Origin of the sequence: Pseudomonas sp. zfem005 (genome assembly GCF_032621735.1) — a bacterium.
GTDB classification, from domain to species: Bacteria; Pseudomonadota; Gammaproteobacteria; order Pseudomonadales; family Pseudomonadaceae; genus Metapseudomonas; species Metapseudomonas solani.
In genome coordinates, this window is record NZ_JAVYJE010000011.1 from 40537 (window position 1) to 63745 (window position 23209).

The 23209-nt window shown below is 62.0% G+C and carries 34 protein-coding genes and 1 tRNA gene; 7 read left to right on the top strand and 28 right to left on the bottom strand.

The features are described 5' to 3' along the window. Positions 1 to 7: 7 nt before the first annotated feature. From RTW82_RS23425 to RTW82_RS23515, 19 genes are all read right to left on the bottom strand, one after another. A complete protein-coding gene (locus tag RTW82_RS23425) occupies positions 8 to 349 on the bottom strand; it encodes a phage tail protein (protein WP_021216652.1) in 342 nt (113 codons plus the stop codon). Then, positions 349 to 2832, bottom strand: coding sequence for a phage tail length tape measure family protein (locus tag RTW82_RS23430; RefSeq protein ID WP_021216653.1), 2484 nt, complete (start codon positions 2830 to 2832; stop codon positions 349 to 351). Before RTW82_RS23430 ends, RTW82_RS23425 begins: the two co-directional genes overlap by 1 nt. 22 nt (positions 2833 to 2854) lie before the next feature. Then, the gene (locus RTW82_RS23435; protein ID WP_021216654.1) at positions 2855 to 3112 is read right to left on the bottom strand and encodes a hypothetical protein; all 258 of its coding nucleotides are present in this window, start codon (positions 3110 to 3112) and stop codon (positions 2855 to 2857) included. A 20-nt stretch (positions 3113 to 3132) separates the two neighbouring features. Further along, the gene (locus tag RTW82_RS23440) at positions 3133 to 3492 is read right to left on the bottom strand and encodes a phage tail assembly chaperone family protein, TAC (RefSeq protein WP_021216655.1); all 360 of its coding nucleotides are present in this window, start codon (positions 3490 to 3492) and stop codon (positions 3133 to 3135) included. A gap of 3 nt (positions 3493 to 3495) precedes the next feature. Beyond that, entirely contained in the window at positions 3496 to 3993 is a 498-nt protein-coding gene (locus RTW82_RS23445; protein WP_021216656.1) for a phage tail tube protein, read from the bottom strand. A gap of 29 nt (positions 3994 to 4022) precedes the next feature. Next, a complete protein-coding gene (locus tag RTW82_RS23450; RefSeq protein ID WP_021216657.1) occupies positions 4023 to 4385 on the bottom strand; it encodes a DUF3168 domain-containing protein in 363 nt (120 codons plus the stop codon). Next, positions 4385 to 4918, bottom strand: a complete 534-nt coding sequence (locus RTW82_RS23455) for an HK97-gp10 family putative phage morphogenesis protein (RefSeq protein WP_021216658.1) — start codon at positions 4916 to 4918, stop codon at positions 4385 to 4387. The genes RTW82_RS23450 and RTW82_RS23455 overlap by 1 nt, the downstream gene beginning before the upstream one ends. Next, positions 4911 to 5243: a phage head closure protein gene (locus RTW82_RS23460; protein WP_021216659.1), complete on the bottom strand. Its 333-nt coding sequence runs from the start codon at positions 5241 to 5243 to the stop codon at positions 4911 to 4913. Before RTW82_RS23460 ends, RTW82_RS23455 begins: the two co-directional genes overlap by 8 nt. Further along, positions 5243 to 5425, bottom strand: coding sequence for a hypothetical protein (locus RTW82_RS23465; protein WP_021216660.1), 183 nt, complete (start codon positions 5423 to 5425; stop codon positions 5243 to 5245). The genes RTW82_RS23460 and RTW82_RS23465 overlap by 1 nt, the downstream gene beginning before the upstream one ends. Before the next feature lie 12 nt (positions 5426 to 5437). Beyond that, on the bottom strand, positions 5438 to 5989 hold the full coding sequence (locus tag RTW82_RS23470; RefSeq protein ID WP_021216661.1) for a hypothetical protein: 552 nt from the start codon (positions 5987 to 5989) through the stop codon (positions 5438 to 5440). Beyond that, positions 5989 to 6147 carry a hypothetical protein gene (locus RTW82_RS23475; RefSeq protein WP_021216662.1) on the bottom strand — a complete coding sequence of 53 codons (159 nt, stop codon included), beginning with the start codon at positions 6145 to 6147 and terminating at the stop codon, positions 5989 to 5991. Before RTW82_RS23475 ends, RTW82_RS23470 begins: the two co-directional genes overlap by 1 nt. A 35-nt stretch (positions 6148 to 6182) precedes the next feature. Next, positions 6183 to 7493: a phage major capsid protein gene (locus RTW82_RS23480; RefSeq protein WP_021216663.1), complete on the bottom strand. Its 1311-nt coding sequence runs from the start codon at positions 7491 to 7493 to the stop codon at positions 6183 to 6185. 62 nt (positions 7494 to 7555) lie between these two features. Continuing rightward, positions 7556 to 8506 carry a S49 family peptidase gene (locus RTW82_RS23485; protein WP_021216664.1) on the bottom strand — a complete coding sequence of 317 codons (951 nt, stop codon included), beginning with the start codon at positions 8504 to 8506 and terminating at the stop codon, positions 7556 to 7558. After that, positions 8503 to 9771 carry a phage portal protein gene (locus RTW82_RS23490; protein ID WP_021216665.1) on the bottom strand — a complete coding sequence of 423 codons (1269 nt, stop codon included), beginning with the start codon at positions 9769 to 9771 and terminating at the stop codon, positions 8503 to 8505. Before RTW82_RS23490 ends, RTW82_RS23485 begins: the two co-directional genes overlap by 4 nt. A gap of 2 nt (positions 9772 to 9773) precedes the next feature. Further along, positions 9774 to 9950 (bottom strand): hypothetical protein, encoded by a 177-nt coding sequence (locus tag RTW82_RS23495; protein ID WP_021216666.1) that lies wholly within the window; start codon positions 9948 to 9950, stop codon positions 9774 to 9776. Continuing rightward, positions 9947 to 11620 carry a terminase large subunit gene (locus tag RTW82_RS23500; RefSeq protein ID WP_021216667.1) on the bottom strand — a complete coding sequence of 558 codons (1674 nt, stop codon included), beginning with the start codon at positions 11618 to 11620 and terminating at the stop codon, positions 9947 to 9949. Before RTW82_RS23500 ends, RTW82_RS23495 begins: the two co-directional genes overlap by 4 nt. Positions 11621 to 11623: 3 nt before the next feature. Continuing rightward, entirely contained in the window at positions 11624 to 12070 is a 447-nt protein-coding gene (locus RTW82_RS23505; protein ID WP_021216668.1) for a terminase small subunit, read from the bottom strand. 86 nt (positions 12071 to 12156) lie between these two features. Beyond that, a complete protein-coding gene (locus RTW82_RS23510; RefSeq protein WP_031286781.1) occupies positions 12157 to 12492 on the bottom strand; it encodes an HNH endonuclease in 336 nt (111 codons plus the stop codon). Between the two features lies 1 nt (position 12493). Continuing rightward, positions 12494 to 12814, bottom strand: coding sequence for a phage holin, lambda family (locus tag RTW82_RS23515; RefSeq protein ID WP_021216670.1), 321 nt, complete (start codon positions 12812 to 12814; stop codon positions 12494 to 12496). A 126-nt stretch (positions 12815 to 12940) separates the two neighbouring features. On the opposite strand from RTW82_RS23515, the gene RTW82_RS23520 reads away from it, so the two are divergent. The 3 genes from RTW82_RS23520 (at position 12941) to RTW82_RS23530 (ending at position 15377) form a co-directional block, all read left to right on the top strand. Next, complete coding sequence (locus tag RTW82_RS23520; RefSeq protein ID WP_031286782.1) at positions 12941 to 13126, top strand: type II toxin-antitoxin system HicA family toxin; 186 nt, start codon at positions 12941 to 12943, stop codon at positions 13124 to 13126. A gap of 50 nt (positions 13127 to 13176) precedes the next feature. Continuing rightward, on the top strand, positions 13177 to 13620 hold the full coding sequence (locus tag RTW82_RS23525) for a type II toxin-antitoxin system HicB family antitoxin (protein WP_021216672.1): 444 nt from the start codon (positions 13177 to 13179) through the stop codon (positions 13618 to 13620). 224 nt (positions 13621 to 13844) lie between these two features. Continuing rightward, positions 13845 to 15377: a pentapeptide repeat-containing protein gene (locus tag RTW82_RS23530; RefSeq protein ID WP_169708304.1), complete on the top strand. Its 1533-nt coding sequence runs from the start codon at positions 13845 to 13847 to the stop codon at positions 15375 to 15377. A 271-nt stretch (positions 15378 to 15648) separates the two neighbouring features. On the opposite strand, the gene RTW82_RS23535 is transcribed toward RTW82_RS23530, so the two are convergent. The 7 genes from RTW82_RS23535 to RTW82_RS23565 form a co-directional block, all read right to left on the bottom strand. Further along, positions 15649 to 15978 (bottom strand): antiterminator Q family protein, encoded by a 330-nt coding sequence (locus RTW82_RS23535; protein ID WP_021216673.1) that lies wholly within the window; start codon positions 15976 to 15978, stop codon positions 15649 to 15651. Between the two features lie 105 nt (positions 15979 to 16083). Next, a complete protein-coding gene (locus tag RTW82_RS23540; protein ID WP_300936548.1) occupies positions 16084 to 17340 on the bottom strand; it encodes a tyrosine-type recombinase/integrase in 1257 nt (418 codons plus the stop codon). 11 nt (positions 17341 to 17351) lie between these two features. Further along, positions 17352 to 17588, bottom strand: coding sequence for a hypothetical protein (locus RTW82_RS23545; RefSeq protein ID WP_169708299.1), 237 nt, complete (start codon positions 17586 to 17588; stop codon positions 17352 to 17354). A 70-nt stretch (positions 17589 to 17658) separates the two neighbouring features. Beyond that, complete coding sequence (locus tag RTW82_RS23550) at positions 17659 to 18354, bottom strand: hypothetical protein (RefSeq protein ID WP_021216676.1); 696 nt, start codon at positions 18352 to 18354, stop codon at positions 17659 to 17661. Further along, positions 18341 to 19318 carry a hypothetical protein gene (locus RTW82_RS23555; RefSeq protein WP_031286784.1) on the bottom strand — a complete coding sequence of 326 codons (978 nt, stop codon included), beginning with the start codon at positions 19316 to 19318 and terminating at the stop codon, positions 18341 to 18343. The genes RTW82_RS23550 and RTW82_RS23555 overlap by 14 nt, the downstream gene beginning before the upstream one ends. Then, positions 19308 to 19937 carry a hypothetical protein gene (locus RTW82_RS23560; protein WP_021216678.1) on the bottom strand — a complete coding sequence of 210 codons (630 nt, stop codon included), beginning with the start codon at positions 19935 to 19937 and terminating at the stop codon, positions 19308 to 19310. Before RTW82_RS23560 ends, RTW82_RS23555 begins: the two co-directional genes overlap by 11 nt. A gap of 34 nt (positions 19938 to 19971) precedes the next feature. Next, positions 19972 to 20175, bottom strand: coding sequence for a Cro/CI family transcriptional regulator (locus tag RTW82_RS23565; protein ID WP_021216679.1), 204 nt, complete (start codon positions 20173 to 20175; stop codon positions 19972 to 19974). Positions 20176 to 20281: 106 nt separating this feature from the next. On the opposite strand from RTW82_RS23565, the gene RTW82_RS23570 reads away from it, so the two are divergent. Continuing rightward, entirely contained in the window at positions 20282 to 21010 is a 729-nt protein-coding gene (locus tag RTW82_RS23570; protein WP_300936549.1) for an XRE family transcriptional regulator, read from the top strand. Positions 21011 to 21012: 2 nt separating this feature from the next. On the opposite strand, the gene RTW82_RS23575 is transcribed toward RTW82_RS23570, so the two are convergent. Both RTW82_RS23575 and RTW82_RS23580 read right to left on the bottom strand, forming a co-directional pair. Next, complete coding sequence (locus RTW82_RS23575) at positions 21013 to 21258, bottom strand: hypothetical protein (protein ID WP_021216681.1); 246 nt, start codon at positions 21256 to 21258, stop codon at positions 21013 to 21015. A 25-nt stretch (positions 21259 to 21283) separates the two neighbouring features. After that, the gene (locus tag RTW82_RS23580) at positions 21284 to 21532 is read right to left on the bottom strand and encodes a DUF1654 domain-containing protein (protein WP_021216682.1); all 249 of its coding nucleotides are present in this window, start codon (positions 21530 to 21532) and stop codon (positions 21284 to 21286) included. 342 nt (positions 21533 to 21874) lie between these two features. On the opposite strand from RTW82_RS23580, the gene RTW82_RS23585 reads away from it, so the two are divergent. The 3 genes from RTW82_RS23585 (at position 21875) to csrA (ending at position 23148) form a co-directional block, all read left to right on the top strand. Then, a tRNA-Gly gene (locus tag RTW82_RS23585) sits at positions 21875 to 21949 on the top strand. Positions 21950 to 21968: 19 nt separating this feature from the next. Continuing rightward, on the top strand, positions 21969 to 22835 hold the full coding sequence (locus RTW82_RS23590; RefSeq protein WP_021216683.1) for a ParB/RepB/Spo0J family partition protein: 867 nt from the start codon (positions 21969 to 21971) through the stop codon (positions 22833 to 22835). Between the two features lie 112 nt (positions 22836 to 22947). Continuing rightward, positions 22948 to 23148, top strand: coding sequence for a carbon storage regulator CsrA (csrA, locus tag RTW82_RS23595; protein WP_021216684.1), 201 nt, complete (start codon positions 22948 to 22950; stop codon positions 23146 to 23148). Positions 23149 to 23209 lie beyond the last annotated feature (61 nt).

Here is a 23209-nt window from a genome sequence, read left to right on the forward strand (position 1 = left end):
CTTTGCCTCAGGGGTGAAAGGTTTGTTCGAAGGTCCAGCTCAGGTTGAACACGCCGTTGCCCTGGGCGCGGGTGCGGTAGCCGTTGGCCACGAAGAGCCCAGGCTCGCCACCGGGTGGCGTCCAGATGAAGCTGCGCCAGCCCTGGTGGCGGTCGAGAAAGTCCCGCACCGGGGCGATGTCGCGGCCGCGCCCGAATGAGCCGATGACGGATACCGACCACTGCTGCGATTGGCTGTTGAGGCCAACACCGACGCGTTGCACATAGCCATCGCCAAAGCGGTTTTCCAGCACCGCCTGGCGCACCTCGCCACTGGCGCCGACCAGGATGGGAAAGTCGAAGGTTTCCATCAGCGGCGCTCCCGGTTGCGGTCCAGCAGCCCGCCCTGACGTTGCTCCATTTGGATGGAGCGGCGCACGGCCTCGTCCACCAGTTGGCCCAGGTGCTGGCCCATGCGTTCGTACTCCTGTGGCGCCATGGTGTCGGTGCTGGTGTTGCCGTCGCTGTCCACGTGGACGGTCACCTGCACAACGGGGGCGCCAGTGGGTTTGTCGATTGCCTCGCGGCTGGCGAGGAAGTCCTTGAGGTCGGCGTTGGTGCGGGCGTCCACCACCCGCTCGCCACGATCAAGCAGCCAGGTGCCCTCTCGCGGGATTTCGTCGAGGCCGTCGTGGGCCATGCCCGAGAGGTTGATGGAGCCGATGCTGGCGGCCTGGGCCAGCTGCGCGGCAGCAGCGGCCGTGCCCGCCACCGGCGCCAGCACAGGGCCAACGACGGGAATGCCGACTACTGCGGCGTAGGCCTCCGAGTAGGCCTTGGGCACGTTGATCATGGCCTTGGCCATGGCGTAGCCCTTCTCGATGGCGAACATGGCCTTGTACAGCGAGGACTGCTCACCGAAGAACGCCTTGGACAAGCCGGCAAGCCCACCGAAGAAGGCTTCGCCGGCCGCCATGCGGGCGCGCTGGCGGGCCTGCTCGATCTCGTCCAGACGCGCTTCGTGCTGGGCCTTCACGGCCTGCTCCTGGGCGTCCCATTGCTCGGTCATGTCGGCACGCTCAGCCCTGAACTGCTCCAGCATGTTCAACTGAGTGGCGTACCAGCGCGCCAGCTCCTGTTCGGCCTCGTCGAGCTTGTCCAGCTCGCCCATGGGGCCGCCGATTTCGGGAGCGAGGCCACCGAACTGCGGTGCGTCGGTGACCACGGCGGCGGCGATGCGGCCGGCCTGCTGTTCGCGCTCATCAGCGCTGATATCACGTATGGCGTCGAGTACGGCGAGGCGTGCGCGGGCCTGCTCCGTGAGCTTTTCCTCGTCGGTGAGCAGCTCGGCCACCAGGCGGCGGTAATCCTCCTGCACCTTGCGTTGCTGCTCGAAGGCACTGATCTGTTCCAGCGCGGCCGAGGCTTGGGCCAGTTGGGCTTCGGTAGCACCTTCGACGGCGAGGCGGTAGAGCCTCTCCTCATCCGCCGCCATGCCCAGGGTGCGAGCCTGCAGGCTGAGCTGATCGACCTGTTTCTGCAGCGCTTCATGCAGCCGCTGCGCGGCGCGCAGGGCTTGTTCGTCCACTTGGGTGATGGCGTCAGCAGCGAGGCCTGCGCTGGTGGTGAGGTTGCCCAGCAGGCCATCGAGGACCTGGGTGTGCTGCTCGACGGCTGAACCGTCCACGGGTCGCTCTAGGATCTCGTCGATCCGTGTGGCGTATTTCTCGGAGGTTTCGGCGAGGTCTTCGCCGGCTGCCTCCATGACTTCGCGGGTCTGGTTCCAGTTGCTGATCAGGCCGCGGCTGATGGCAGCCGGGGCCGTCTGCAGGCTGAGGTATTCCCACCAGTGGGTGCCCTGGGTGGCCGTTTCGGTGATAGCGGCAACGGCACCTGCAGACTTGCCCGCCAGCTCGAAGGCGGCCTTGGCACCCACGCCGGCGGCATGCACCCAGTGCACGAACTCGGCAAGCTTGGCGGTGGCGGTGGCTACCTCGGTGGCGACATCTGCCACGCCGGCGATGAAGTCGGCGAAGGCAACCTGGGTTTCCTCCGACGAGAGCACGTCGTTGAGGCGTTCCACCGCATCTCTCGCGGCTTCCATGCTGGCTTCATCGCCGGTCAGCAGGCCGTCGATGGTGTTGCGCAGCGCGCTGAGGGCGCCGCCGTAGGTGTCACGCGCTGCACGCGAGGCGCCGGCATAGGACTCTTCCAGCGCTTCGAGCACGATGGCCTGGGCTTCGGCCGTGCGACCGGTGGCTTCCAGATGCTCGGCGAGGCGCTTCTGCTCGGCGGTGAAACGGAAGCCCTGGCGGCTGAGGGAGGTCAGGCCTTGGGATGGTACGTCCAGTGCGCGGCCTACCATCTCGGCGGCGGCACTGACGGACATGCCGGTGCGGGTGGCCATGTCCATGCTGGCCTGCATGGCGCGTGTGAACTCGTTGCCCACCACGCCACTGAAGGCGAGCAAGGTGGTTTGCGCCTGGTTGATCTCGTTGGTGCTGTAGATGCTGACGCCGGCCAGGGAGGCGGCCATGGCGTTGAGCTGAGCACGGTTGAAGCCGGCCGCCTCGCCGGTGGAAACCAACACGGCGGCGAGCTGGGCCTGCTCCTGCTCCAGGGCGCGGGTGTTGTCGATCACGCTGCGCATGACCGAGAGCGCCGAGAAGCCAGCGGCCACGCCGGCGGCGATCTTGGTGAGTTCGCCCCAGGCGACGGCCGCGCCCTTGGCGGACTGACGCATGCGCTTGGCGTTCTTTTCGGCATTGCGCGCGGCCTGATCCATGGGCCCGGTGAAGCCGCCGATACGGGCGATCAGGTCCAGGGTCAGCTGGCCGAGGGATCGGGTCGCCATGAATCACTCCGGTTGTGGGCGGTCAGGCCCAGGTGGCCATGGCCTGCTCCAGGGTCAGCTCGGGTGCCTGCTCGTGGGGCATGAAGTCATAGAGGCTGTAGCCACCCCTGCCGTGGGTGTTGGCGTGCAGGGAAGCGAGGAGCGCGGTACCGCGCTCGATGCGCATGCCGGGGTGCAGGGAGCCGCGCTTGCTGCGGAACCGCGCCCAGCTGAGGAACTCGCGGTAGCTGAGCCGCTGCTGGGCTTCGGCTATGGTCCGCCCGCCGATGCCGTTGAGCACCAGCTCGTGCCAGAGCTCGTCTAGCTCGCTGAGCGCGTGGTCTTTCCCAACTGGTTCACTTCACCGATAACCACCAGCAGGGCCAACGTCAGTTGGTCGTTGAGCGGCCCGCGCTCGGGGTTGGCATCGCCGGTGATGTCGCCCACGGTGAACACCGGCTTGCCTTCGGCGTTGCAGATGCTGGCGGCGATACGTGCGGCCACGGGGTCGCTGTTGTCGCGGCCGGCACGCAGGTCGGTGACGGTAGTGAGGTAGGACAGCGGCCGCACGAAGACGGTAATGCGGTGCTCGGCCACCCCCTGGCGCCAGGTGATCTCACGCTGCACCAGGGCGCCGGTGAAGGCGCCCATGCTTTCGAGGTTGTCGATGGACAAAGGCATGGCTTAGGTCTTCCCCTTTCTGATCCAGGCGGAGCCGCCGCTGCGCTGGATGGTGGCGGCAGTGGTGACGACGGCGTTGGCGGCGAAGTCGAACGGGAAGTCACTGACGTACCCGTCGAACACGAACCAGGTGCGGGTGTTGGGCAGCTCGAAATCATCGCCCTTGGCGTTGAGCTTGGGCGCTACGTCCTTGCCATCGGACCAGCCCACCGCCCAGGCGAGGCTTTCGATGCTGTCGTCCTCGGACAACTCATGCAGACGCACGTGGGAGGCGATGCGCGGGTCGGCGTTGATCGTCAGCGAGGCCTGCCCCGGGGTACGCAGCCCGCGCATGTAGCTGCGCACGCTTTCGTCCAGGGTGGTGGTTTCGATCTGGTCGGCCGGGTTGCCGCCAGGGCTGAAGGCGGTAACACCTTTCACCTCCATCACTTCGAGTTTGTCGGGCGCGGCAGTGCTGGGCACCAGCACATAGAGCTGGGTGCCCTGGGACAGGATGGACATGGGTCTTCCTCGTTGTTGCGGGTATGGGGCTAGCGGGGCGTCCACCAGTCGAGGTCGAAGCTCAGGCGGTAGTCGCCGGTGTTCGGCTCGCGCATCTCCCCACCCCAGCGGGTGATGCAGGCTTCGGTCTCGATGGCATTGCGCAGTGCTCGCCCTACGGCGCGGGCGCTGGCTGCGCTGGGGGCGTATACGTCCACCTGCAGGGCGAAGCTGTCGATATCCGGCGAGCCGGCCAGGAACTGCTCGGGTGCGCCCCCGATGAGTTGCCACACGGCGTAGGGGAGCTGCACGCTTTCCGGTGCCTCACCGAATGGGTAGAGCCGTGTGGGCATGCTGCCCAGCAGCGCGACCACCTCTGCGCTGCGCGCGCAGGTGCGGAAGATGGGTGGCATCAGTTGCTCCTTGCGGCACGTTTGGCAGCGCGCTTGATGGCACGGTCAATGGATTTCTCGTACTCGCTGAGGAAGGTGCCGGTGGCGGCCTGGATGTTCTCGGCGAGCGAACGGCGCATGAAGCCTTCGGCACGGATATGCCGGGTGCCGAACTCAAGGAAGCGCCAGTAGAAGGTGTTGCCACCCGGGTTGCCGCTGTCGCCGTCCACCTGATACTCCCGTGACGGGCGACCGCGCCGGGTGTGGTAGTTGTTGGCCTGCTTGGCGCCACCCAGGACGCCGACCCGGAAGGCCAGGTCACCGGTGCGCCGATGGCGGCGCCTGTCCCAGCGCACTGCGATGTTGGCGGCGATGCTCTGCCGGGTTTCGGGGTCGTCCAGCTTGCGGGCGTTGTTGCGCGCGGCTTCGGCCACCAGCCGCGCGGCACGGCGCAGTGCAGAGCGCCCACTGCGCCGCTTGAGGTCGTCGCTGACGGCATCCAGCTTGCCCAGCAGGCTGTCGATGCCCCCCAGGGTGAATTCGATATCAGCCATGGTTCACTCCCTCGGATGCGGGCAGGGTCAGGTACTCGCGACCGCTCCTGGCATCCGGCAGCACGCCGTGGATGTTGTAGAGGCGGCCACTATGGTTGATGCGCATGGCGGCGGTGACGCCTTCGCGGTAACGGATGGTGATGCGCGCGGTAACTTCGCTCTGCACCGCCTGGGCGGCGATGAAGTCGCGGGCGGAGAGCGGTTCGATGCGGGCCCAGACCCGCGCCCATTCCACCCAGGTGGTGCGCATGGCGCCGGTTTCCGGGTCCTGCTCGTGCTGCGGCGCCTCGATCACCACCTGGTGGCGAAGGGTGCCGGCGCGCATCAGGAGACTTCGCGCATGGACGAGCCGTCCATGTAGGTGCGCGGGGGCGCTTCGCTGCCCTCCTCCTCCAGCAGGACTTCCAGCAATTGGTTGTTGCTGGTTACCAGCCGGTCGATGGCGTCCGCCTGGGCCTGCAGGGTTTCGGTGAGGTTCTGCATCAGTTCGTACAGGTAGCTGTTCATGCGGTCTCCGGATCAGAACCTGGGCGGCAGGGTGATGTCGGCCAGCAGGCTGTCGAGGAAGGAACTGGGCAACGGTTGCAGTTGAGCGCCGGTGACCAGGGTTTCGCGGTATTCGAAGGCGGTGGCGGCGTTCATCAGCAGCCAGTTGCGCACGCCGGGGTGGGCATCCAGATCCACCCCGGCGCGATAGCGGATGCGCAATCGGCCTGGCGGGCGTCCACCGGGGAACTCCAGCTTGCTTTCGCGCATGCCCTGGTAGAGCAGGTGCGAGTCATCCAAGGCCTGCAGCTGGCCGTCTGCATGAACACGTTCGATGTGCTCGATGGTGTGGGCCTGGCCTATGTCGAGCGAGCGACCCGCGTGGTAGTGCACAGGCCAGTCCTCCTCATAGCGGGCTTCGCGGATGGCTGCGCCGGTGAGGGCTTCGCACTGAGCGGTGACGCCGGGGATGATGACCTGCTCGATCAGCTCGGTTTGCAGGTCACTGGGCTCCAGGCGGCACTGCTGCGCCACCTGGGCCAGGGTGAGCACCGGCTCGCCGAGGTAGGCGATGCGGCGCGCCATCAGCTTTGCTCGGCGCTGGCCTTGGGTGCCTTGCCCGGCGGGAAGGCGATGCCGGCCTTCTCCAGGGCCTTGGCGGTTTCAGCGTCGAAGCCGGCCGTCTCTTTCGGCGCGTAGCCACGCCAGGGCTTTACGAATTGGACGATCTCTTTCTTTTCCATGGTGCTTCCTCGGGGTGAGAGTTCGGGGCGCTACGTCAGAGCTCAACGCCCCAGCGCACGCCGGTGCCGATGGCGACGGATTCGATGTGACGCGGGCCGAAGTCATGCTTGGCGATGACGCGGATGAGGGTCTGGTTGCGCTGGAAGGCGCTAACGACTTCACCGTCGGCGTTCTTGTAAGTCGCTTCGCTGGAGAAGTTGATGACCAGGCCGTCGCCTTCGCCGATGTAGCAGTCGCCGAAGTCCACGAAGTGGATTTCCGACTCTTCGCCCTTGTCGCCGAGGTTGATGGGGATCTGGGTGGTGATGCCCACCGGGTAGCCCTTGAGCATCTTCTGGTCCAGCTCCGGGTAGACCTTGTTGCCGTTGCCGTCGCGCAGGGAGGCTAGCCAGCGGCGGGTGCGCGGTGCCATGACCCACCCGGGGCTGGCCATATGGGCGTTGGCGCCCTCCAGGCGCAGTAGGATGGCGGAGAGGAAGAATTCGACGCTCTGCAGGTCGTCTTTCAACGGGGCGGGGACTAGGTTGCCGGGATGCGCCCAGAACCGGGTGCCCTTGGGAAGAACATCACTGCCTGGGCTGCGAAGGAAGTGAAGGTCTTCAGCCAGGCTGGTGCTCTCGGTCAAGTCGAGCACCACATGTTCGTCCACTCGCGGGCTGACACCGGCATAGGCAATCAGGTCGTTGGCGATGGGGACGATGGCTGCCAGCGTCTTTGCGGACAGCTTGAGGTCCGCGAACTCCATACCGGTCACGGGGATGTCGGTGTCGGCACCGATGTACTGCACGGTGGTGCCCTTGCGGATACGTGGCAGCGTGAGGTTGCCGTTGTTCAGCGGCAGCGTGCGGCAGCCCATGGCGCGGACGACGGACTTGGGCCTGAGCAGCTCGATCAGCTCGGTGCTGAAATTCTCCGGCACCAACACGCCGCCAGCGCCCGGGGTGACGGTGTTGAGGGCCATGGCGACGTCGGCGCCAAAGCCCCCCTCCTTGGCCATTTGCGCAGCCATCTGCTGGTTGCCTTGAGTGGCTGCGAGCAGGCGCACCATCTGTGCGACCTTGGCACCTGCGACCGGCTTGGGCGAGTGCGGCCCCTCGATGGTGCCGGGCGGGCTCTGGATGCCCTGGGCGCCCTCTTCCACCGGTACGGCGGAAGCAGCGGCGGCACGCTCGGCCACTTCGGCACGGGCGATGCGGTCGGTGAGTGCGGTGATCTGGCCTTCCAGTTCGGTGAAGCGGGTGAGCTGCTCCTCATTCAGCGTCTCGGTCGCATCCAGCTTGGCCAGGGCCTGCAGCTCGTCATTGAGCTGGGCGCGTTCGCTGCGCAGTTTGAGTACTTGGGACATGGTGCCTCCTGGGCATGAAAAAGCCCGCACTGGGCGGGCTTGGGTGACTGCCGCGAACGCGGTCAGATCAACGTCTGGATGTTGAGGGCAGCGGCGCGCACGGCGAGCTTGCGGCCCTGTCGCTCGGCACGGCTGCTGGCGACGGCACGGGCGATGCCGTCGAGCGCGTCCTGCGGGGCCTGCAGGCGGTCGGCGAGCCCGGCATCGATACCGGCCTGGCCGCTGTAGGTGCGTGCTTCGGTTGCCCGTACCTGGGTGGTGGTGAGGCCGCGGTAGTCGGCCACCGCGTCGACAAAGTGCCCGTAGCTTTCCTGCACCAGCTCATTGAGCAGTTGCAGGGACTGCTCGCTGATGGGTTCGTGAGGGGTGAGGTCGTTCTTGTGGGCGCCGGCATAGACGGTGGTGACGGTCACGCCGATGCGCTCCTCCAGCCGCGACCTGTCGAGGTGGCTGGCGATGACGCCGATGGAGCCGACGCCGGAGGTCTGGCTGACCACCAGCTCGCTGCAGGCGCTGCCGATGAGGTAGCCGCCGCTGAAGGCCATGAAGTTGACGATACCGGTGATGGGTTTCTGCTGAGCCATGGCGCGGATGCTGGCGGCCAGTTCGAACGCGCCTGTGGCGGCGCCACCGGGGGTGTCGATATCCAGCACGATGCGCTCGACCACCGGGTCGGTCACGGCCTGTTGGATGGATGCGCGCAGCCCCTCGTAGCTGGTCATGGTTTCGCAGGGGTTCATGTGCCCGCCCCGGCTGACCAGGATGCCGTGCACGGGGATGACTTCGATGCCGGTCTGGGCGACGCGGGTGCGGCGGCGCTCTTCAATGCGTTCGAGGTGGGCACCGTGGTCGTCGTCATCCTTCCAGAGGCCGAGTGCACCAGGCGGGCCGACGTTGACGATGTTGAGGTTCATGGTCTGATTGGCCCAGCGCACGCCCAGATCGAGCACGTCGGGCGTTACCAGCTGTGGCTGGTTGAACAGCAGGCTGGACGCCCGCAGGTATCGTTTCACTGTGCAAGCATCCTTTCGATCTGGCGTTGCTGCAGCTCCAGCTGCGCGCGTACGCCGGGGCTGTTGAGGTCGGGCATGCCCTTGGTGGAGTCGATCATGTTGAGCGGTTGCAGGTAGATCTCGCCGGCCGGGATGGGCGGTAGGTTCTCCAGCCGGCGGATGTCGTTGACCGAAAGCCAGCCCCATTGGCGGCCAATGGCGTAGGCCTCGTAGCGGCTCTTCTGGTCGCCCCGCAGCAGACCGGAGATGTTGAATTCGATGAAGTACTCGCGCCTGTCCTTGGGCAAGAGCAGGTCGCGCATCTTGGCCTGCTCGTGGCGCTTCACCCAGGGCAGCAGGGCGAAGACCACGTAGTGGATGAGCAGTTGTTCCAGGGTGTTGTAGTTGGACTTCTCCAGGTCGTTGACCATGGGCAGCGGGATCTTGTAGATCCGCGCGACGTCGGTACCGGTGACCTTGAGGATGCCCAGGACCTCGGCGTCGACGTTGCTCATGGACATGGGCTTGAAGGTCATGCCCTCTTGCAGCAGGGCGACCTTCTTGACGTTGTCCATGCCGCCGTACTTCTGCGCCCACTGCTCGGTGATGCTGTTGATGCTCGCCTGGTCTTTGATCGGCGGCGCTTCACGCGGGCGTTCGATAACGCCGGAGATAGCGACGCCGTTGGCGAAGCTTTTGCCGGTGTACTGGCGCACGGCCTGGGCGAGGCCGATGGCGTCGGCATGCAGCTCGATGGGCGAGAGGCCGCGGTAGTAGTTGCGGCTGTGCCAGCGCACGTGGTGGATCTGCCGCATGGGCAGGCGCTCGGGGTGGGCGCCGACCTGGTAGTACGGCAGCAGATCACTGCCCTTGAATACGCCGACGCGCTCCGGGTCCAGCGGCCAGATGGCGGTGACGTTGCCGTCGTCGCGCCGCTCCAGCAGCCCATAGCTGTTGCCGTGCAAGCCGAGTGCGAGCTGCTCGGCCTCGCGCAGTTCATAGGGGGTCTGAAAGCCGTTGGGTTGGTATCTCAGGACGTCGTACAGCGGGTGGTTGGTGGCCGCCTTGCGCTGGCCATCCCCGTAGCGCTGGAAGACTTCCAACGGCAACTGGCCGATGCTTTCGGCGAGCAGGCTGACGCAGTTCTGTAGGACGGGCAGTGCGAGCGCGCTATCTGGCGTGACGGTGATGCCGGTGCTGTTGCGCGAGCCGCCGAGGAACCTGCGCCAGAAGTCGCTGCCGCTGTCGGTTAGGTTGCCACTGCCGAGCAGGTTGGCGAAGAACATGCTCAGCCTCGCTTGCGGAACTGTTGGATGGCACCGGCGCGGTCGGCCAGCCAGGCCCAGGCGAGCAGGCCGAGCCCGGCGATGATCATGGCGCTGGGCCTGTGCATCTGCTCGACGCCGGCCACCAGCAGGCCGAAGCCGGACAGCCCGGTGAGCCAGGAGAGGATCTGCAATTTCATATTCCGACCCCTTGGTCGTAGATGGAGGCGCCGTGGCGTGCCTCCGGGTTCAGCGACATGAGCGTTACGGCGTTGAAAGTGGCCATCAACGGGTCAATTTTCCCGGTGCCGCTGGCCTGCTTGGTGATAAGGATGGAGTTACCGCGTGGCTCTACCCGCGCGTTGCCGCAACACCAGGCCATCAGGGGTTGGCCGCCGTGAGTCAGCGCCCCTTCGGCAAGCTTGCGTTCGGTGGTCTTGATGGCGCCGCCGAGCCTCCAACCCTGGGAGATGCCGATGACCTGCTCCTCGGGCACGCCGGCTTCGACCAAGGCGTCGAGAACGGCGCCGATGCCAGCGGGGTCGACGCCCACCTGGTCGAGCAATCCGGCGTGGTACACCTGGGCGACCAGCCCGGCGACCTCGCTGACGTCTTCGCCGATGTGCTCGACGATGGTGAGGTGGCCATCGCGCTCGAAGTCACGGAAGCGCGGCGCTTCGCTCTTGCGACGCTCCAGCACCGAGGGGTGCGCCCAGGCGTGGGTCCAGAGCAGCCATTTGCGGGTGTGTATCTCGCGCCCCAGGGCGGCGACGCCGAGCAGGTCGTCCAGGCCGCCGCCGTCGATGCCGAAGTCGATGACTTCGCAGCGCTCTATCAGGTCTTCCAGGGTGAGGCCGGTTTCGACGCCCTGGGCTTCCCAGTACTCGGCGCCGGCCCAGCGGTCGGAGCGCAGCGCGAGTCCGATCTCGACGTTGAGGTGCTTGGCGAAGAATCCGCGCAGTGACTCTTCGCCGCCCTCCTCGGCTTTGCGGAATTCGCGCTGGAGGAAGGCTTCATCCACCGATGCGCCGAGGTTGGGGTTGGTGATGTGGAAGTTCGCCGGGTTACGGTGCTCGTTGGCCTTGAGCATGCGTCTGGGAAACTCGTAGATCACCGGCAGCAAGTTGGGGTCGTCGATACGACCGTCCCGCACACCGCGCGCGTACTGCAGCTTTTGCCGAAATACTCCGGCGGGCGGTTCGTCCGATTGGGTGGAGAGGAAGATGACGAACCCTTCCGGGCGCGATGCCAAGCCACCGCAGGCTTCGCGCAGCATGTTCTCGGCGTTGGGCTGCTTGCCGAAGAGCCAGAGCTCGTCGATCAGCACGCCCGTTGCCTTCTTGCCACCCACTGTCTCGCTGTCGGCGGCGATGACCTTGAGCGTCGCACCGGTGACGCGATGGGTGATGGTGCGGATGTGTTCCTGCACGTGGAGCAGGTCGGCCAGCTCGTCGTCCGCCTTGATCATGTCCCGGGCGGGGTGAAAGCTGTTGTTCGCCACCTCGATGGTCGGGGCAAGAATCAGGAACTCTGCCGAGTGCCGCCAGTTGACGATCAACGCGGTGAGCATGATCCCGGCAGCGGTGGTCGATTTGGAGTTCTTCTTGCTGATGAGCAGGAAGAACTCGTTGATCAGTCGCCGGCCGGCCTCCTCGTCGTAGGCACCGAAGACGGCGCCGACGAAGTTCATCACCCAAGGCAGGCTGACTTCACCCATGGTCGGGCTGCCGGGCATGTCGACAATGCGCAGCTCGCGGAACACATCCAGCGATTGCTCGGCGACATGCGGGAACAGCGGCGGGATCGGGACGAGGCTCTGGCGGTTGACGATCCGCGCTTCCCAGTCAGGGCAAGCCGTCGTCCACTGCATTCATCACCTCGTGATCGGCACCACCTTGTTCGGTGCGGCGCCCTGGCCAAAGCGGCCGGTTGCGGCACTCTTCGCTGCGTCAGCTCTGCCTGCCTTCTTGCCGGCCTCCCCCTTACGCACATGCACGTAGGGCATTAGGGCTTTGGCGGCGTCGACGCGCAGCTTGGTATCGACTGCGTCGTCGTTCATGACGTCGATCAGGTAGGCCTGAGGATCGTCCTCAACCGAAGGCCTCGGGGGTTTAACATCTGGGGCCTCGGTGTTAACGGCGACGGTTTCGGGTTTCGCACGTCGGGCGAGCTCGGCGAGCACGTCCGCGTCCTTCGCCAGCCGAGAGCCCGCAGGCCCCGCTGTCGCTGGGCTGTAGCCGGCTTCGATAGCCGCTTCTTTATTGCTCGCGCCGCGCCCAAGAGCGTCGACGAAGCGCCGCTTCCTGGGTGTTAAAGCCATTAACATTTCCTCCAGGGCCGATAAAATCTGTGCGTGAGTCAGGGGGCGGTCTAGCAAGGCGAAAGGTCTGGAAATTTTTCACCCCCCTACCCCTCCTGATTCGCCTCATCGCGCTGCTTGTCAGCCGAGTGGCACGGCGCGCAAAGCGACTGCCAGTTCTCACGATCCCAGAACAACTCCTGATCCCCGCGATGCGCCACGATGTGGTCAACCACAGTGGCCGCTGTCAGCAGCCCCTTGCGCTTGCAGTACACGCACAGTGGGTTGGCCCGCAGGTACTGCTCGCGTGCCTGCTGCCAGGCGTAGTTGTAACCACGTTGGGTCGACGTTTTGCCCTGGCGCCATGAGCTTGGCTGCACGGTGGGCACGCGCCCGCCTCGCTGCATGGAGACCCGTGGGCGCAGCGTCCTGATACTTGCCACGTCACTTCCTCGGCAGCTTGATATCGAAGAAGCGGCTCGCGATCTCGCGGATCTTCTCCACGCCCAGGAACCCCACCCAGCCACCCACGAAGGTGGACATGGAGATGGGTATGTTCAGCCACTCCAGCGCGCTGCACAGCGTCAGCGTCAGGCCACCGCAGAGCGCGCCCTCCACCAGCATCTGCCGGCGCGAGCCGCCTCCGTACAGGATGCGTAGCACCGCCATCGCGAATGCCAGCACTGCCGCGTAAAGCGGCAGCGACTGCTCGCGCAGCCAGTCGAGCAGCGCTCCCCAGGTATCAGGTCTATCAGGCATCTTCATGTCTCAGAACCTCCCGGAACGGAGGCTTCAACAGGCGTATGAGAGGAAACGGCCTACACAACATTAATGTTGCATAGCAACATATTTGTTGTATCGTTGAGCCATCCGAATGACAGAGACGAGGTGATGAAACACAGCGAATTCAGGCGATGGTTACGGGCCCAGGGGGTCACCTTCGAAGCGGCGAAAGGAAGCCACTTCAAGATCACAGCCCCCAACGGCAAGACGACGATCTTCGCGGATCACGGCTCCAAGGAAATGAAAGAGCCGACCCGCAAGGCAATCATCAAGCAACTGGGGCTCACTGAGTGAGCCCCGCCACCGACACTGAAGGCTGAGTGATTCATCTTAAAGGAGCGCCCATGTACGACTACGCAATCCGGCTTGAGGCCGATGACACTCCAGGGCTGGCAGTCTTCTGCCGCGATCTTCCAGAGCTGAACAGCTACGGCGATGACGTTGCGCACGCGCTGGCCGAAGCCGTGGACGCTATCGAGTCAACCCTCTCCCTCTACGTAGACCAGCGCCGCGCTATTCCAGCAGCGAGCCCTGCTGAGGCTGGCGAGCATGTGGTGCGGTTACCCGCCGTCACCGTCGCAAAGATCTACCTCTGGAACGCCATGATGGAACAGGGACTGCGCAAGGCAGACCTGTGTCGCTTATTGAGCGTCGCCCCCATGCAAGTGGACCGCCTAGTGGACTTCCTCCACACCTCGAAGATGGAGGCCGTCGAAGCTGCACTGGCGAAGCTGGGCAAGCGGCTGGCGGTGAGTGTTGAAGCTAGAGAGTGGCCGCAAAGCGCATGACCAAGCCAGAAACGAAAAAGCCCCGGCGCAATGGCTGGGGCTTTTTGTGCGGGGCTAACCGCAAGATGCCTGGAATCTAAGGTTTGTCCCCGGTTCTGTCAAGATAAAACTGTGCACCAGGCAGTTAATATGTTGCAGCCAACTGAAAGGCATAATAAATTCAATTTATTATTGATTTAGGCTCTCCTTTAAGAGCCTTCAAAGCGCAATCAAGGAGGATGCGTATGAATGACAGTCACGCATCAGAAGCAAACACAGATAGCTCGATAAAAAATATAAATGAAAGACTAGACGCTGAGGCACGCATAAGAGAGTTGGCGCTGGTATCGCAAGAGCATCGTCTTCCTCATGCTGCCTACAACCTTGTCCGTTCATTTACGCATCCAGACATTAAAACCAGAGCAGAACTCAAACCCAAAGCAGCACAGGCATTTTTTTGGTGTCTAGTGTCCAGAACTGCTACTACGGGTGTCGGGGTAATTGCGATTCTTTCACTATGGCTCGCTTTTTACCAAACCCGAACAATCAGCGAGCAATCATCTTTGATGAAAGCTCAGATATTTTTAATGGAGCAGCAAAATCAAGCTGCTCTTCTTCCAAACAACTCCGAGATTCTAGCAAAAATCGAGTCGGAAATTCCTAGCCATACAAGCATGTGTAATAAAAGAACAGACACTCTCTGCTGGGATGCTGATGGTAAGTTCCGACCATCACTTGCAACATCTAGCAGAATTGCTGCCACAACACACATGCTTCCACCGCGCAGAATAGTTCTGGAATCACCACCACGCTGCAGCGAAGCAATTTTCTCCGAGGCAGTACACGCACTATCAGCGGAGATAAACTTCGAAAGAATCTATCGCACAAAACCAAGCAAAGAACAAAAAACCGCAAGACTAAAAAATTTAGCAAAAGCCATACTTGAATCAAATTCAAAAGATAAAAACAGCATCACCGAGAGCTTATTCGAATCAGTATCACGCGAATTATTCACATCTAAAACCACAACACTTGAACAGCGAATAAGTTGCAAATCCATGAGCCCCGAAAGAGGCCAACTTCTAGTCGGCCTAGCCGCCGCAGAAGTAAATTTGACCGACCTTACCGCTAAAGGTGCTACTTTCACCAATTCAGCTGTAGCTGGAATTATTAGCTCTGAAGCCCTTAGCAACTTAGATCTTTCAGACTCGGACCTAGCAGCAGCATCGTTCAAAGGCCCTCTACAGAATGTACGTCTGAGCTATTCAAATCTAGGAACCAACACACTAGATAGCAGCAAGATATCAGACGTTGATCTAGCAGGCGCCGAACTCGAACTAGATATTGCCTCAACACTATTCGGCTTAGGCTTCATGAGAAACAACAGCCCAGAAAACTTTATTAGCAAGCTAGGATTTACTCTCTATAATTCGCGTGATAGAAGCGATATCAACAGTTTCTTATGCAAGGCAATCGTAGGCAAAACAATACTAGAGCTAACGGGGAGCGCCGACCACAAAAATACTTTTGAAAAGGAGTATCTTCAGACAGGAATATTATCTGAAACCAGGAAAACAACAGAAGGCCGGTACAATTCAAAAGGAATTCTGGTACAGGGAGTCCTCAAAGACCAATTAACTATATTCACGGAGCCAAACACGCCTGAAGAGGCCGTCATCAGCTACTTCCCAATGAGTGATTGCAACTCACTTCTTGAGATGGACAAAGTAATTTTGACGCCCGGACCTTCTAAAAGCAAAATTCAGGATCCCACATAAAACTCAACTAAGGAATATCCTAGCAGCGCTATGAAAGCAGAACATGGAACCATCACATCATCACAGACAGCGCTGCATAGAAAACCAAAATCAAAAGTGCAACAGCAATCGCAAGATCCCCAGTTAGATCAGTCGCCGGTGGCGACCGATCCTTCCTAACCGCCCGCGCCTCCGCCCTTCGCCTATTCCGTGCCCGTGAAGCCATGCCCACTCCTCCGTGATGCAAAGCCTCACCCTAAGCACTTCAGTGCCCTCCTCCTAGGACACCCCCTCAGGCAACCCGCCTCACCTCCAACGCCCCATCAACCCACGCCACTCCGGCCTTCCAGAGCTGCCGCGTCTTCTCCTCTCCGAACCCCATCCGCTTGCCTACGATGCGGAAGGTCGCACCGGTCGTGTAATACCGAACGATCACCTCTGCGCACTCCTCGTAACGCTGCCCCAAACGGGCCACCAACCGGTCGATCAGCAACGCGTCGTCATCGGTAATCATCGCTGCAGCCTGGTAGCCCCGGATGCTCAGCCCTCGCACGCTGGCGCCCTGCCTCGCCCAAATGCCCCACTGTTCCAGCAGGCGCTCAGTGTCTTTCGTTGTTGCCATGGTCGGTCTCCAGTTGGTTTCTGATGCCCTTCCATGCGGCCGGTGAGGCTCCTGCTCGTCACTGATTCGGTGCCGCAGCGGCCTGCGGTACCCGATTCGCCTCCTCTACCGTGAAGAATCCGGAATAGCGCTGTAAGACTCGTGGTTGCTGGGCTCAAGCTGAGTTGCTGAAACGGCGCGTCTTGCACCTGTCGCACCGTGAATGGCATCGAAGCCACGCTCGTCTAGCCAGACGTGCCAGCGCTTCAACGCATCCAGCTTCAGGTCGTCGGCCGAGGTGTTGATGTAGGTTTCCGCAGAGAAGCCCATCGAGTGGTTCAGCAGCATTTCGCCGATGAGGTAATCCACGCCCAGGTCTGCCCAGCCAGTACGCGCCAGCTTACGCAGGTCGTGGCTGGTCCACGCGCCACAGCCCAGGGTGGTGAACACTTCACTCGCCTGACGAGCGCTGAAGGGCAAGCCATCACGGTCCACCAGCAGGTGGCCATCGCCTTTGCGGCCTGTACGTTCGAAGTAGCGCTCCAGCAACGCCACCGCCTGGTCGGTCAACGGCAGCACATGCTCGGTACCGGTCTTGGTGTTCTCTGCCGGCAGCAACCAGAGCCGTTCCCGCAGGCTGACGTGGCGCCTGTGCGCCAACCGCGTCTCGCCGATACGGCTTCCATGCGCAAGCATCATCAGCGCCAGCATCGCTTCCCCGGGCTCGCGCTCGAAGTGCTCTCCCAGCAGCTTGAGCAGTGACTCAACGCTCATGCTGTGCAGCCGTGCCGGTCGGGGCTTGCTGCGGGCCTTCACGAAGCGCCGGAAGCGCATGTCCGCCAACGGGTTGGTCTCGATCATCCCCAGCTCACGGGCCTGCTCCAACGCCATCACCAGCACCCGGAAGATATGCCGCAAGTGCCCAACCGAGTAACGCTGCTGCAGCGGCCACATGAGCAAGGCATCCACCTGCTCCACATCGACCTCAGAAAGCAACAGATCGCCCAACCTGGGGATCAGGTGCAGCTTCAAGATCGACAGCACAGAGTCACGTCGCCTCGCTGACAACCCTCGGTTGGTTTCGACGCGCCCCTGGTACCAGGTCAGCAGCTCACCCAGCGTGTGCCAATGCCCCTTGCCAATCACCGCATCCGGGTCGGCAGCCAAACGAACACGAGTAGCCCCGATTACCTCCAACGCCACACGGGTGCTCAGCTCTGGATAGCCACCGACGCGACGCCACCGCCGGCGGTGAATCAGAAACCAGCTGCCGGCCTGCCGATTACCGGTGAAGCGGAAGCGCACTCCCGGGTGCCGAGGATCACGCAACTCCACCGCTCGCCCCTCGGCCTGTCGTCGCAACTCAGCGTCGCTGAAGGTCACAACCTGAGTCCTCACGGCTGCACCTCCTGCGAGACTTTGTGCGCCCCGATCAACCTCGGAATGTCATCAGCCAAACCGGTGTACGCGAACGGCACAGCCCCTCCAGGCGCAGACACCGTGTAGCGTTTCTCCGGCAATCGGCACAGCGCCACGGTGTAGCCACATGGGGTCTCCCAGCAGTTGGCAATCGGTTGTCGGTTTCGATCGCGCTTCGTGCGCCACTTAAGCTCCTGGGCCTTGTCAGCCATGGTGCTCCCCTTTCGCCTCAGCAAGAGTCGCTTCGAAGCGCTCCCGCTAGGCACGGTCATAGCGTTTGAGTTAGTCACGGCGCGATCTTGGTTTACGCCGTCTTCCAGCAGTCAGTCCGTTGCGAATGGCCTGAAGTCGCTCGCGCACATCCGGGGAAGCCGGGGCACGCTGCCCGGTGATCAACCCCGCAATTGCATGGCCATCCTGGGTAACGTGCTTGCCACGCAGATCCGCCAGCAGTGCCTCTCCCTCTGGTGCTGGCAGTCGTCGCAGCAGCACCGCGCTCTCCACGGCAGCGGCTCTACGCTCCGCGTCAAAGCCGATGGATAGGGTCCACTTCACGGGCCGTCGGCTCTGCCTTGCCGCTTCCAGCAACCGATCGTAAGCACTCAGAAACGCCATGCGTGCCCCAATCCGGTCGCGTACCACTAGGCTTGGCTTGGCCACCTGCAGAGCCGCAAGCACCTCCTCGGTCAACATCACGGACTCGAACTCATCAGCGGCCATCAACGCGATGGACCACGCCTCATCACGCCCTGGCCGACCATCGGCGATCAGCACCCGCTGCAGAATTGCGGCAAGGGTCAACCGGCCGGCCACCTCCCGCCGGCAAGCCTGCAACGCTGCCGCAATCACCGGCTCGTCGTAGCCCCTCAGGTCCTCGATCATCATCAACGCGGCGCTCTCGGTCAGCTGGTGCCCCATCGCTTCCGCTGTTGCGAACAGCGCCACCAGCAGCCCCTCCTCCTGCTCAGCCGTCAGCATCGCTGCCCCTCCTCGCCCTCAGCGTCTCCAGGGCTCGCTCGGCAGCGCTCACGTTCGCCTGCCGGCTCTCCAGCTCCTGGGCGGTCCGGTTGGTCATCTGCGTGTTGGTTGCCCACTGCGTGTGGTATGCCTCGGCCCGGCTCAACAGGTCACCAATGCCGTGGCAGCCGTTGATCAGCCTCGCGTCGTTGATGCTCAGGAAGTACGCCGCCACGTGGTGGGCCACATCGCTGCCCAGGCGGTCGATCAACTGGCCCACCTGCCCAGCCACTCTGGCGTTCCAGATCGGCCATGCCTTGTAGCGCTTGCGATAGGCCATCGCGTAGTTCGCCCAGGCTCGGTAGGTCTTGCAGGCGGGGTCCTTGGGGCCCGGCATGTCATCCGGGATCTTGCAGCGCGGCTCAACCATCGGAGCACTTGTAGCAGGGGTCGCTGCACCGCCTTTGGCCGGCTCTGCCGGACGGGGGTCGGTAATACTCTCTGCTGTAATCTCTTCTGTAGTCTCTGTTGTAGTCTTACTAAGGAATGCTGGTTTCCCGCAGCCATGCGTGCTGGTTTCCCTCACGCTTGCCTGTGGGTTATCCGCAGCCTTGTCTGCTGGTTTTCCGCATACTGGTTTGCGGGGTTTCCGCTTCCTTGTTTGCGGCGTTTCCAAGCCCAAGGCCGCAGCAATCGCCTGGATGTTCACGCGGTAAAACAGCCGACACGGAACGCCCTTTTTCTGCTCCTCCAGCACACCCGCGCGCACCAGTTTCTTTCGTGCCCCCTCCTGCTCGAAACGGGTCATACCCGTCTCTTCCTGCCATTCCTCCATGGTCTTGAAAAACCAGCCATCCGTGCCGTCGGTTCGCCTGGACCAGTACACCGCCTGGGACAGCATCAGCGCCCCCGTGATGCCCGCTCCGAACGAAACGAACGCCCGCTGAAACGCAATCGGGCGATCCAGCAGATCGCTAAGAATCATGTCCCCCGCCTCGTGGTGACACATCCCTGTGGGCTCTTTGTTCTGCCAGTACCCGCTGAGCAGCAACACGCAGCTCACAAGCCCGGCCCTCCATCGCCAACAGACTGTCGACCATTGCCGGCAAGTGCTCCAGATCGGCTTCGTCCACCACGCCGTCTGCCAACACCACTGCGCATGCCTCAACGGCACCGCCCATGCGCGACACCAGTTCACCGAAAGCCGTCATAGGGCAGTCACCGCTCACGTCATCCCGCACGGCGAGCAACCCGTAACGGTTACTCAACTCGTTCAGGCAACGCTCCCGGTACTCAGGCTCCAGCGCCGCCACCCACGCCTCCTCCAGCCAACAAGGGAATTCGATTTCCGCAGTGATCCAGCGACGTACCCGCTTCCACCAGGTCGCGGTCTGTTTCAGGTACTCCTTGCCGTCGTTACCGGCGATGGCATCCAGGTTGGGCACCTTCTTCAGCACCGCCCTGCTGCCCATCTGCTGGTGGATCACCTGGTTCAAACGCGTTGCGAAAGTGGTCTCGGGAATCGCGCGGGTCACCATCTGCTGCGCATGGTCGAGCAGTACCTGTTCTCGGCTGCAAAGCCGTCTGCGGGAAGACGCTGTCATATCCGCCTCCAGTTCATAGCTTGTTGGTGGCCGCTCATGGCGACGGCCTGCGAAGAGACGGGGACGGGAACGGCTTTACCTCTTCCGCCGAGTAAGTGCCGTCGTCGTTGAGCCACACGTGGATTTGACGTTCAAGCCTCAAGGCCTTGCTAAGCGCACCTTGGGTCAATCCAAGGAGGAAGGCCGCATTGCGCTGCCCTTTTTCCTTGGCAAATTCCTTTATGGGGATCGGTTTCATATCGCTCTCCAGTCGCTAGGGCGGCCCGGAGTATTGCCCTTGGAAATTATAAAAAACAATCGCTTGGAAACTTGCTGGCGATTGCCTGCGGAAATAAACTGCTGCAATGATTGGAAAACGTCAGCTCGAAGACTGGGAAAAGGCTGAGTGCGCTGCACTAAAAGCTGAAATCGCGGCCTTCAACGCCACAAAACCACGTGCGCAACGCATCACACAGGAAGCTGTGGGAGCAGCACTGGGCATGTATCAGGGCTCGGTCAGCAACTTTCTGAACGGCAGAACCCTTCTGAATATGGAGTTCGCGATTGGTATCTCCCAGCTCATAGGAGTACCTGTAGAGCGCTTCAGCCCTCGCCTTGCGAATCAAATTGCTCGAATGTCGGCAATAGCGGAAAGCGTCGGAGAAGGCCTGAACTCGCTACCGGTGAGAGAGGTTGGCAAGTACCCGCTTCTCAGCTGGGACTCCGCTGTGAAACGAATTGATACACCTAACTACATGTCGCCGGATGATGGAAAAGAGTGGTATGAGAGCCTCGAAAACCCTGGCAGCAACGGATATTGGCTTTCCAGCAAAGGCAAATCCATGGTCTCGGACACTTCACCCTCATTCCCTGACGGCTCACCGATCCTGGTTCAACCAGACGGCTTCGATCTGGTGGACGGCAAGTACTACATAGCCTATGCACCTGGCGTAGAAGCCACCTTCAAGCAGTACATAGTCGAAGCCGGGGTTAGGTATCTTGCTTCTCTAAACCCCAGCTTCAGGCCCATTGAGATGGGGAGCGACTGGAAGATCATTGGTCGCGTGATAGACGTTAAACCCACCTGCCTCTGAGCTCACGCCAAACGCTTCAGCTCACGAGCCACCAGGCTCCGGTACTCCTGAGGTTTCAGCTTCTCCAGCTCTCTATCCGCCCAAGCATTCCAGTTACTTTTGAGACCATCCCTCTCCAGGTGCATACGACGCGCTTCGTCTTTCGCACGGCCGAGATTCTCCTGCCAGAAATTGAACAGCCGCAGCTTCTCTTCCTCATGTGCATTGCGCTCATAGGGATGTAGATCAGCAAGATTCTGTACAAACATGTTCATCACCTCTGATTAGGGCTTATCAGGTCCAATTAGCTTCAGCTTCTTGCCAGGCAAGAGTCACTGCGCCGTCTTCATCCTGCTTAACAACCAGCCCATCGGAATCGCGCAGATCCTCAATCAAGCGCAACCAGTCCTCCATCCCCTCCCCCTCCTCCAGCCGGATCTTCACGCAGCGGGCCAGCTGGGCAGGAGGGGACATGACCAACCTCTGCACTCGCTGAGCAAGCAATTCGAAGGTGGAGCGCTTTGGAACCTGTGCTTTGGCCATGAGGAATCTCCGAATACTGTTTTTTTATACAGTACATCTGACAGACATTGCCTCGCAAGTCGGCGGAAGTATCTGTTTACGCATAGTTACGGCTTTTTGAATTGAATTAAATAATGTCCTGCGGAACTATCAATGCGAACAACGCACACCAACCAATCCGGAGGCTCGCCGGATACCACGGACAGGGGGAAGCCTGTTCCAGGCCCCGAATAGGGATCGACCTGCCCGAGAGGGAACAGCACAGCGCCCAACCGCCGGTGGCGCCAATAACAGCGGGCTGATGAATCGACTTCAGGCTTCCCAAAAGCCTTCCCCCCTTCCCCGCTCACACCGGGGCTTTTTGCGGGCGTAGCTCAGCGGTAGAGCTTCTGCCTTCCAAGCAGGAAGACGCGGGTTCAACTCCCGCCGCCCGCTCCACATTCATGAGGAATGGCGCATGTCTGCGAAATCCTTCAAACAGATGATCAAGGACGGTGAGCTGAGGCGCGCAGACGCCATGAAAGCCCGCCTGGAAGACCTCTACGAAGAGCCCGGCTTCAACCTCCGAAGCGAGGGTGAAGACCTGGACCAGAGCGTTGCCGAACTGGCCGAGTACATCTACCAGGGTGGCCAGCTCCCGCCGCTCGAAGTCCGGCCACGGGCCGAAGGCGGCCTATGGGTTGTCGATGGCCACCGTCGTCGTCGCGCCTACCTGAAACTCGACGCAGAAGGCCGCCTCCCCCGCGATCCGAAGGACAACGAAGCCTGGATCGCTATCACGGCATTCACCGGCAACGACGCCGAACGGGTGCTGCGAGTAATCACCAGCCAAGAAGGCCGCAAGCTCTCACCGCTCGAACTGGCGGAGGGCTACAAGCGCTTGGCAGCGTTCGGATGGAGCCCGGAACAGATCGCCCAGAAAATGGGCAGAACGCGGCAACACGTTGACCAGGTACTCGTCCTGGGCAATGCCAACTCAGACGTACAACAGATGGTCGCCTCGGGCGAGGTAGCCGCCAGCACAGCCACCACCCTCGTGCGTAGGCACGGCGAAGCGGCCGGTAAGGTACTGAAAGAGAAGCTGGACCAGATCAAGGCTGCCGGCGGCAACAAGGTAACCCCCAAGGCCATCGCCAAACCCGACATTCCGCGGGCCTTGCGCAGGGACCTGTACTCGGTTTGCAAATCAATTGCAGACAGCTTCCCCGAGCAAGTGCAGGCCGCCATAGCCGATGGCGCTGAGTACATCACCATCACGCTCAAGGCCGAACAGATAGATCGCTTCACCGAACTGGTACGCCAAACGGACGAAGCGTTGCAGTAAACCGCCACAGGCAAATGAGTGGCGTCCGAAAAGGGCCTCGGCCCTTGGGAGGGCTCGGGTTCTGGCTGAGTGCCGAGCCCCTCCCACCTCACTTCAACGAAAGGAAATCGACATGCTGATTCTTACCCGCCGCCTCGGCGAATCCATCCTCATCGGCGACGACATCACAGTCACCGTGATGAGCATCCAAGGCAACCAAGTGAAGCTGGCAATCAATGCGCCAAGGGATGTAGCGGTGCATCGTGAAGAAGTGGCGGAGCGTATTCGCCGAGCGGAGCAGCAAGAGAACTCCCTGATTAATTCAGCAAGGTAGCTTCATTAACTGGCCGCCCGACCAAGGCGGCCAGTTTACAGTTCCACATTGCAATATCGAT

What these genes read in the sequence shown, in the direction of transcription:
- RTW82_RS23425 (WP_021216652.1), bottom strand. Translation starts at nt 349, where the DNA reads ATGGAAACCTTCGACTTTCCCATCCTGGTCGGCGCCAGTGGCGAGGTG.
- RTW82_RS23430 (WP_021216653.1), bottom strand. Translation starts at nt 2,832, where the DNA reads ATGGCGACCCGATCCCTCGGCCAGCTGACCCTGGACCTGATCGCCCGT.
- RTW82_RS23440 (WP_021216655.1), bottom strand. Translation starts at nt 3,492, where the DNA reads ATGCCTTTGTCCATCGACAACCTCGAAAGCATGGGCGCCTTCACCGGC.
- RTW82_RS23445 (WP_021216656.1), bottom strand. Translation starts at nt 3,993, where the DNA reads ATGTCCATCCTGTCCCAGGGCACCCAGCTCTATGTGCTGGTGCCCAGC.
- RTW82_RS23450 (WP_021216657.1), bottom strand. Translation starts at nt 4,385, where the DNA reads ATGCCACCCATCTTCCGCACCTGCGCGCGCAGCGCAGAGGTGGTCGCG.
- RTW82_RS23455 (WP_021216658.1), bottom strand. Translation starts at nt 4,918, where the DNA reads ATGGCTGATATCGAATTCACCCTGGGGGGCATCGACAGCCTGCTGGGC.
- RTW82_RS23460 (WP_021216659.1), bottom strand. Translation starts at nt 5,243, where the DNA reads ATGCGCGCCGGCACCCTTCGCCACCAGGTGGTGATCGAGGCGCCGCAG.
- RTW82_RS23465 (WP_021216660.1), bottom strand. Translation starts at nt 5,425, where the DNA reads ATGAACAGCTACCTGTACGAACTGATGCAGAACCTCACCGAAACCCTG.
- RTW82_RS23470 (WP_021216661.1), bottom strand. Translation starts at nt 5,989, where the DNA reads ATGGCGCGCCGCATCGCCTACCTCGGCGAGCCGGTGCTCACCCTGGCC.
- RTW82_RS23475 (WP_021216662.1), bottom strand. Translation starts at nt 6,147, where the DNA reads ATGGAAAAGAAAGAGATCGTCCAATTCGTAAAGCCCTGGCGTGGCTAC.
- RTW82_RS23480 (WP_021216663.1), bottom strand. Translation starts at nt 7,493, where the DNA reads ATGTCCCAAGTACTCAAACTGCGCAGCGAACGCGCCCAGCTCAATGAC.
- RTW82_RS23490 (WP_021216665.1), bottom strand. Translation starts at nt 9,771, where the DNA reads ATGTTCTTCGCCAACCTGCTCGGCAGTGGCAACCTAACCGACAGCGGC.
- RTW82_RS23495 (WP_021216666.1), bottom strand. Translation starts at nt 9,950, where the DNA reads ATGAAATTGCAGATCCTCTCCTGGCTCACCGGGCTGTCCGGCTTCGGC.
- RTW82_RS23500 (WP_021216667.1), bottom strand. Translation starts at nt 11,620, where the DNA reads ATGCAGTGGACGACGGCTTGCCCTGACTGGGAAGCGCGGATCGTCAAC.
- RTW82_RS23505 (WP_021216668.1), bottom strand. Translation starts at nt 12,070, where the DNA reads ATGGCTTTAACACCCAGGAAGCGGCGCTTCGTCGACGCTCTTGGGCGC.
- RTW82_RS23515 (WP_021216670.1), bottom strand. Translation starts at nt 12,814, where the DNA reads ATGAAGATGCCTGATAGACCTGATACCTGGGGAGCGCTGCTCGACTGG.
- RTW82_RS23520 (WP_031286782.1), top strand. Translation starts at nt 12,941, where the DNA reads ATGAAACACAGCGAATTCAGGCGATGGTTACGGGCCCAGGGGGTCACC.
- RTW82_RS23525 (WP_021216672.1), top strand. Translation starts at nt 13,177, where the DNA reads ATGTACGACTACGCAATCCGGCTTGAGGCCGATGACACTCCAGGGCTG.
- RTW82_RS23530 (WP_169708304.1), top strand. Translation starts at nt 13,845, where the DNA reads ATGAATGACAGTCACGCATCAGAAGCAAACACAGATAGCTCGATAAAA.
- RTW82_RS23535 (WP_021216673.1), bottom strand. Translation starts at nt 15,978, where the DNA reads ATGGCAACAACGAAAGACACTGAGCGCCTGCTGGAACAGTGGGGCATT.
- RTW82_RS23545 (WP_169708299.1), bottom strand. Translation starts at nt 17,588, where the DNA reads ATGGCTGACAAGGCCCAGGAGCTTAAGTGGCGCACGAAGCGCGATCGA.
- RTW82_RS23550 (WP_021216676.1), bottom strand. Translation starts at nt 18,354, where the DNA reads ATGCTGACGGCTGAGCAGGAGGAGGGGCTGCTGGTGGCGCTGTTCGCA.
- RTW82_RS23555 (WP_031286784.1), bottom strand. Translation starts at nt 19,318, where the DNA reads ATGATTCTTAGCGATCTGCTGGATCGCCCGATTGCGTTTCAGCGGGCG.
- RTW82_RS23560 (WP_021216678.1), bottom strand. Translation starts at nt 19,937, where the DNA reads ATGACAGCGTCTTCCCGCAGACGGCTTTGCAGCCGAGAACAGGTACTG.
- RTW82_RS23565 (WP_021216679.1), bottom strand. Translation starts at nt 20,175, where the DNA reads ATGAAACCGATCCCCATAAAGGAATTTGCCAAGGAAAAAGGGCAGCGC.
- RTW82_RS23570 (WP_300936549.1), top strand. Translation starts at nt 20,282, where the DNA reads ATGATTGGAAAACGTCAGCTCGAAGACTGGGAAAAGGCTGAGTGCGCT.
- RTW82_RS23575 (WP_021216681.1), bottom strand. Translation starts at nt 21,258, where the DNA reads ATGTTTGTACAGAATCTTGCTGATCTACATCCCTATGAGCGCAATGCA.
- RTW82_RS23580 (WP_021216682.1), bottom strand. Translation starts at nt 21,532, where the DNA reads ATGGCCAAAGCACAGGTTCCAAAGCGCTCCACCTTCGAATTGCTTGCT.
- RTW82_RS23590 (WP_021216683.1), top strand. Translation starts at nt 21,969, where the DNA reads ATGTCTGCGAAATCCTTCAAACAGATGATCAAGGACGGTGAGCTGAGG.
- csrA (WP_021216684.1), top strand. Translation starts at nt 22,948, where the DNA reads ATGCTGATTCTTACCCGCCGCCTCGGCGAATCCATCCTCATCGGCGAC.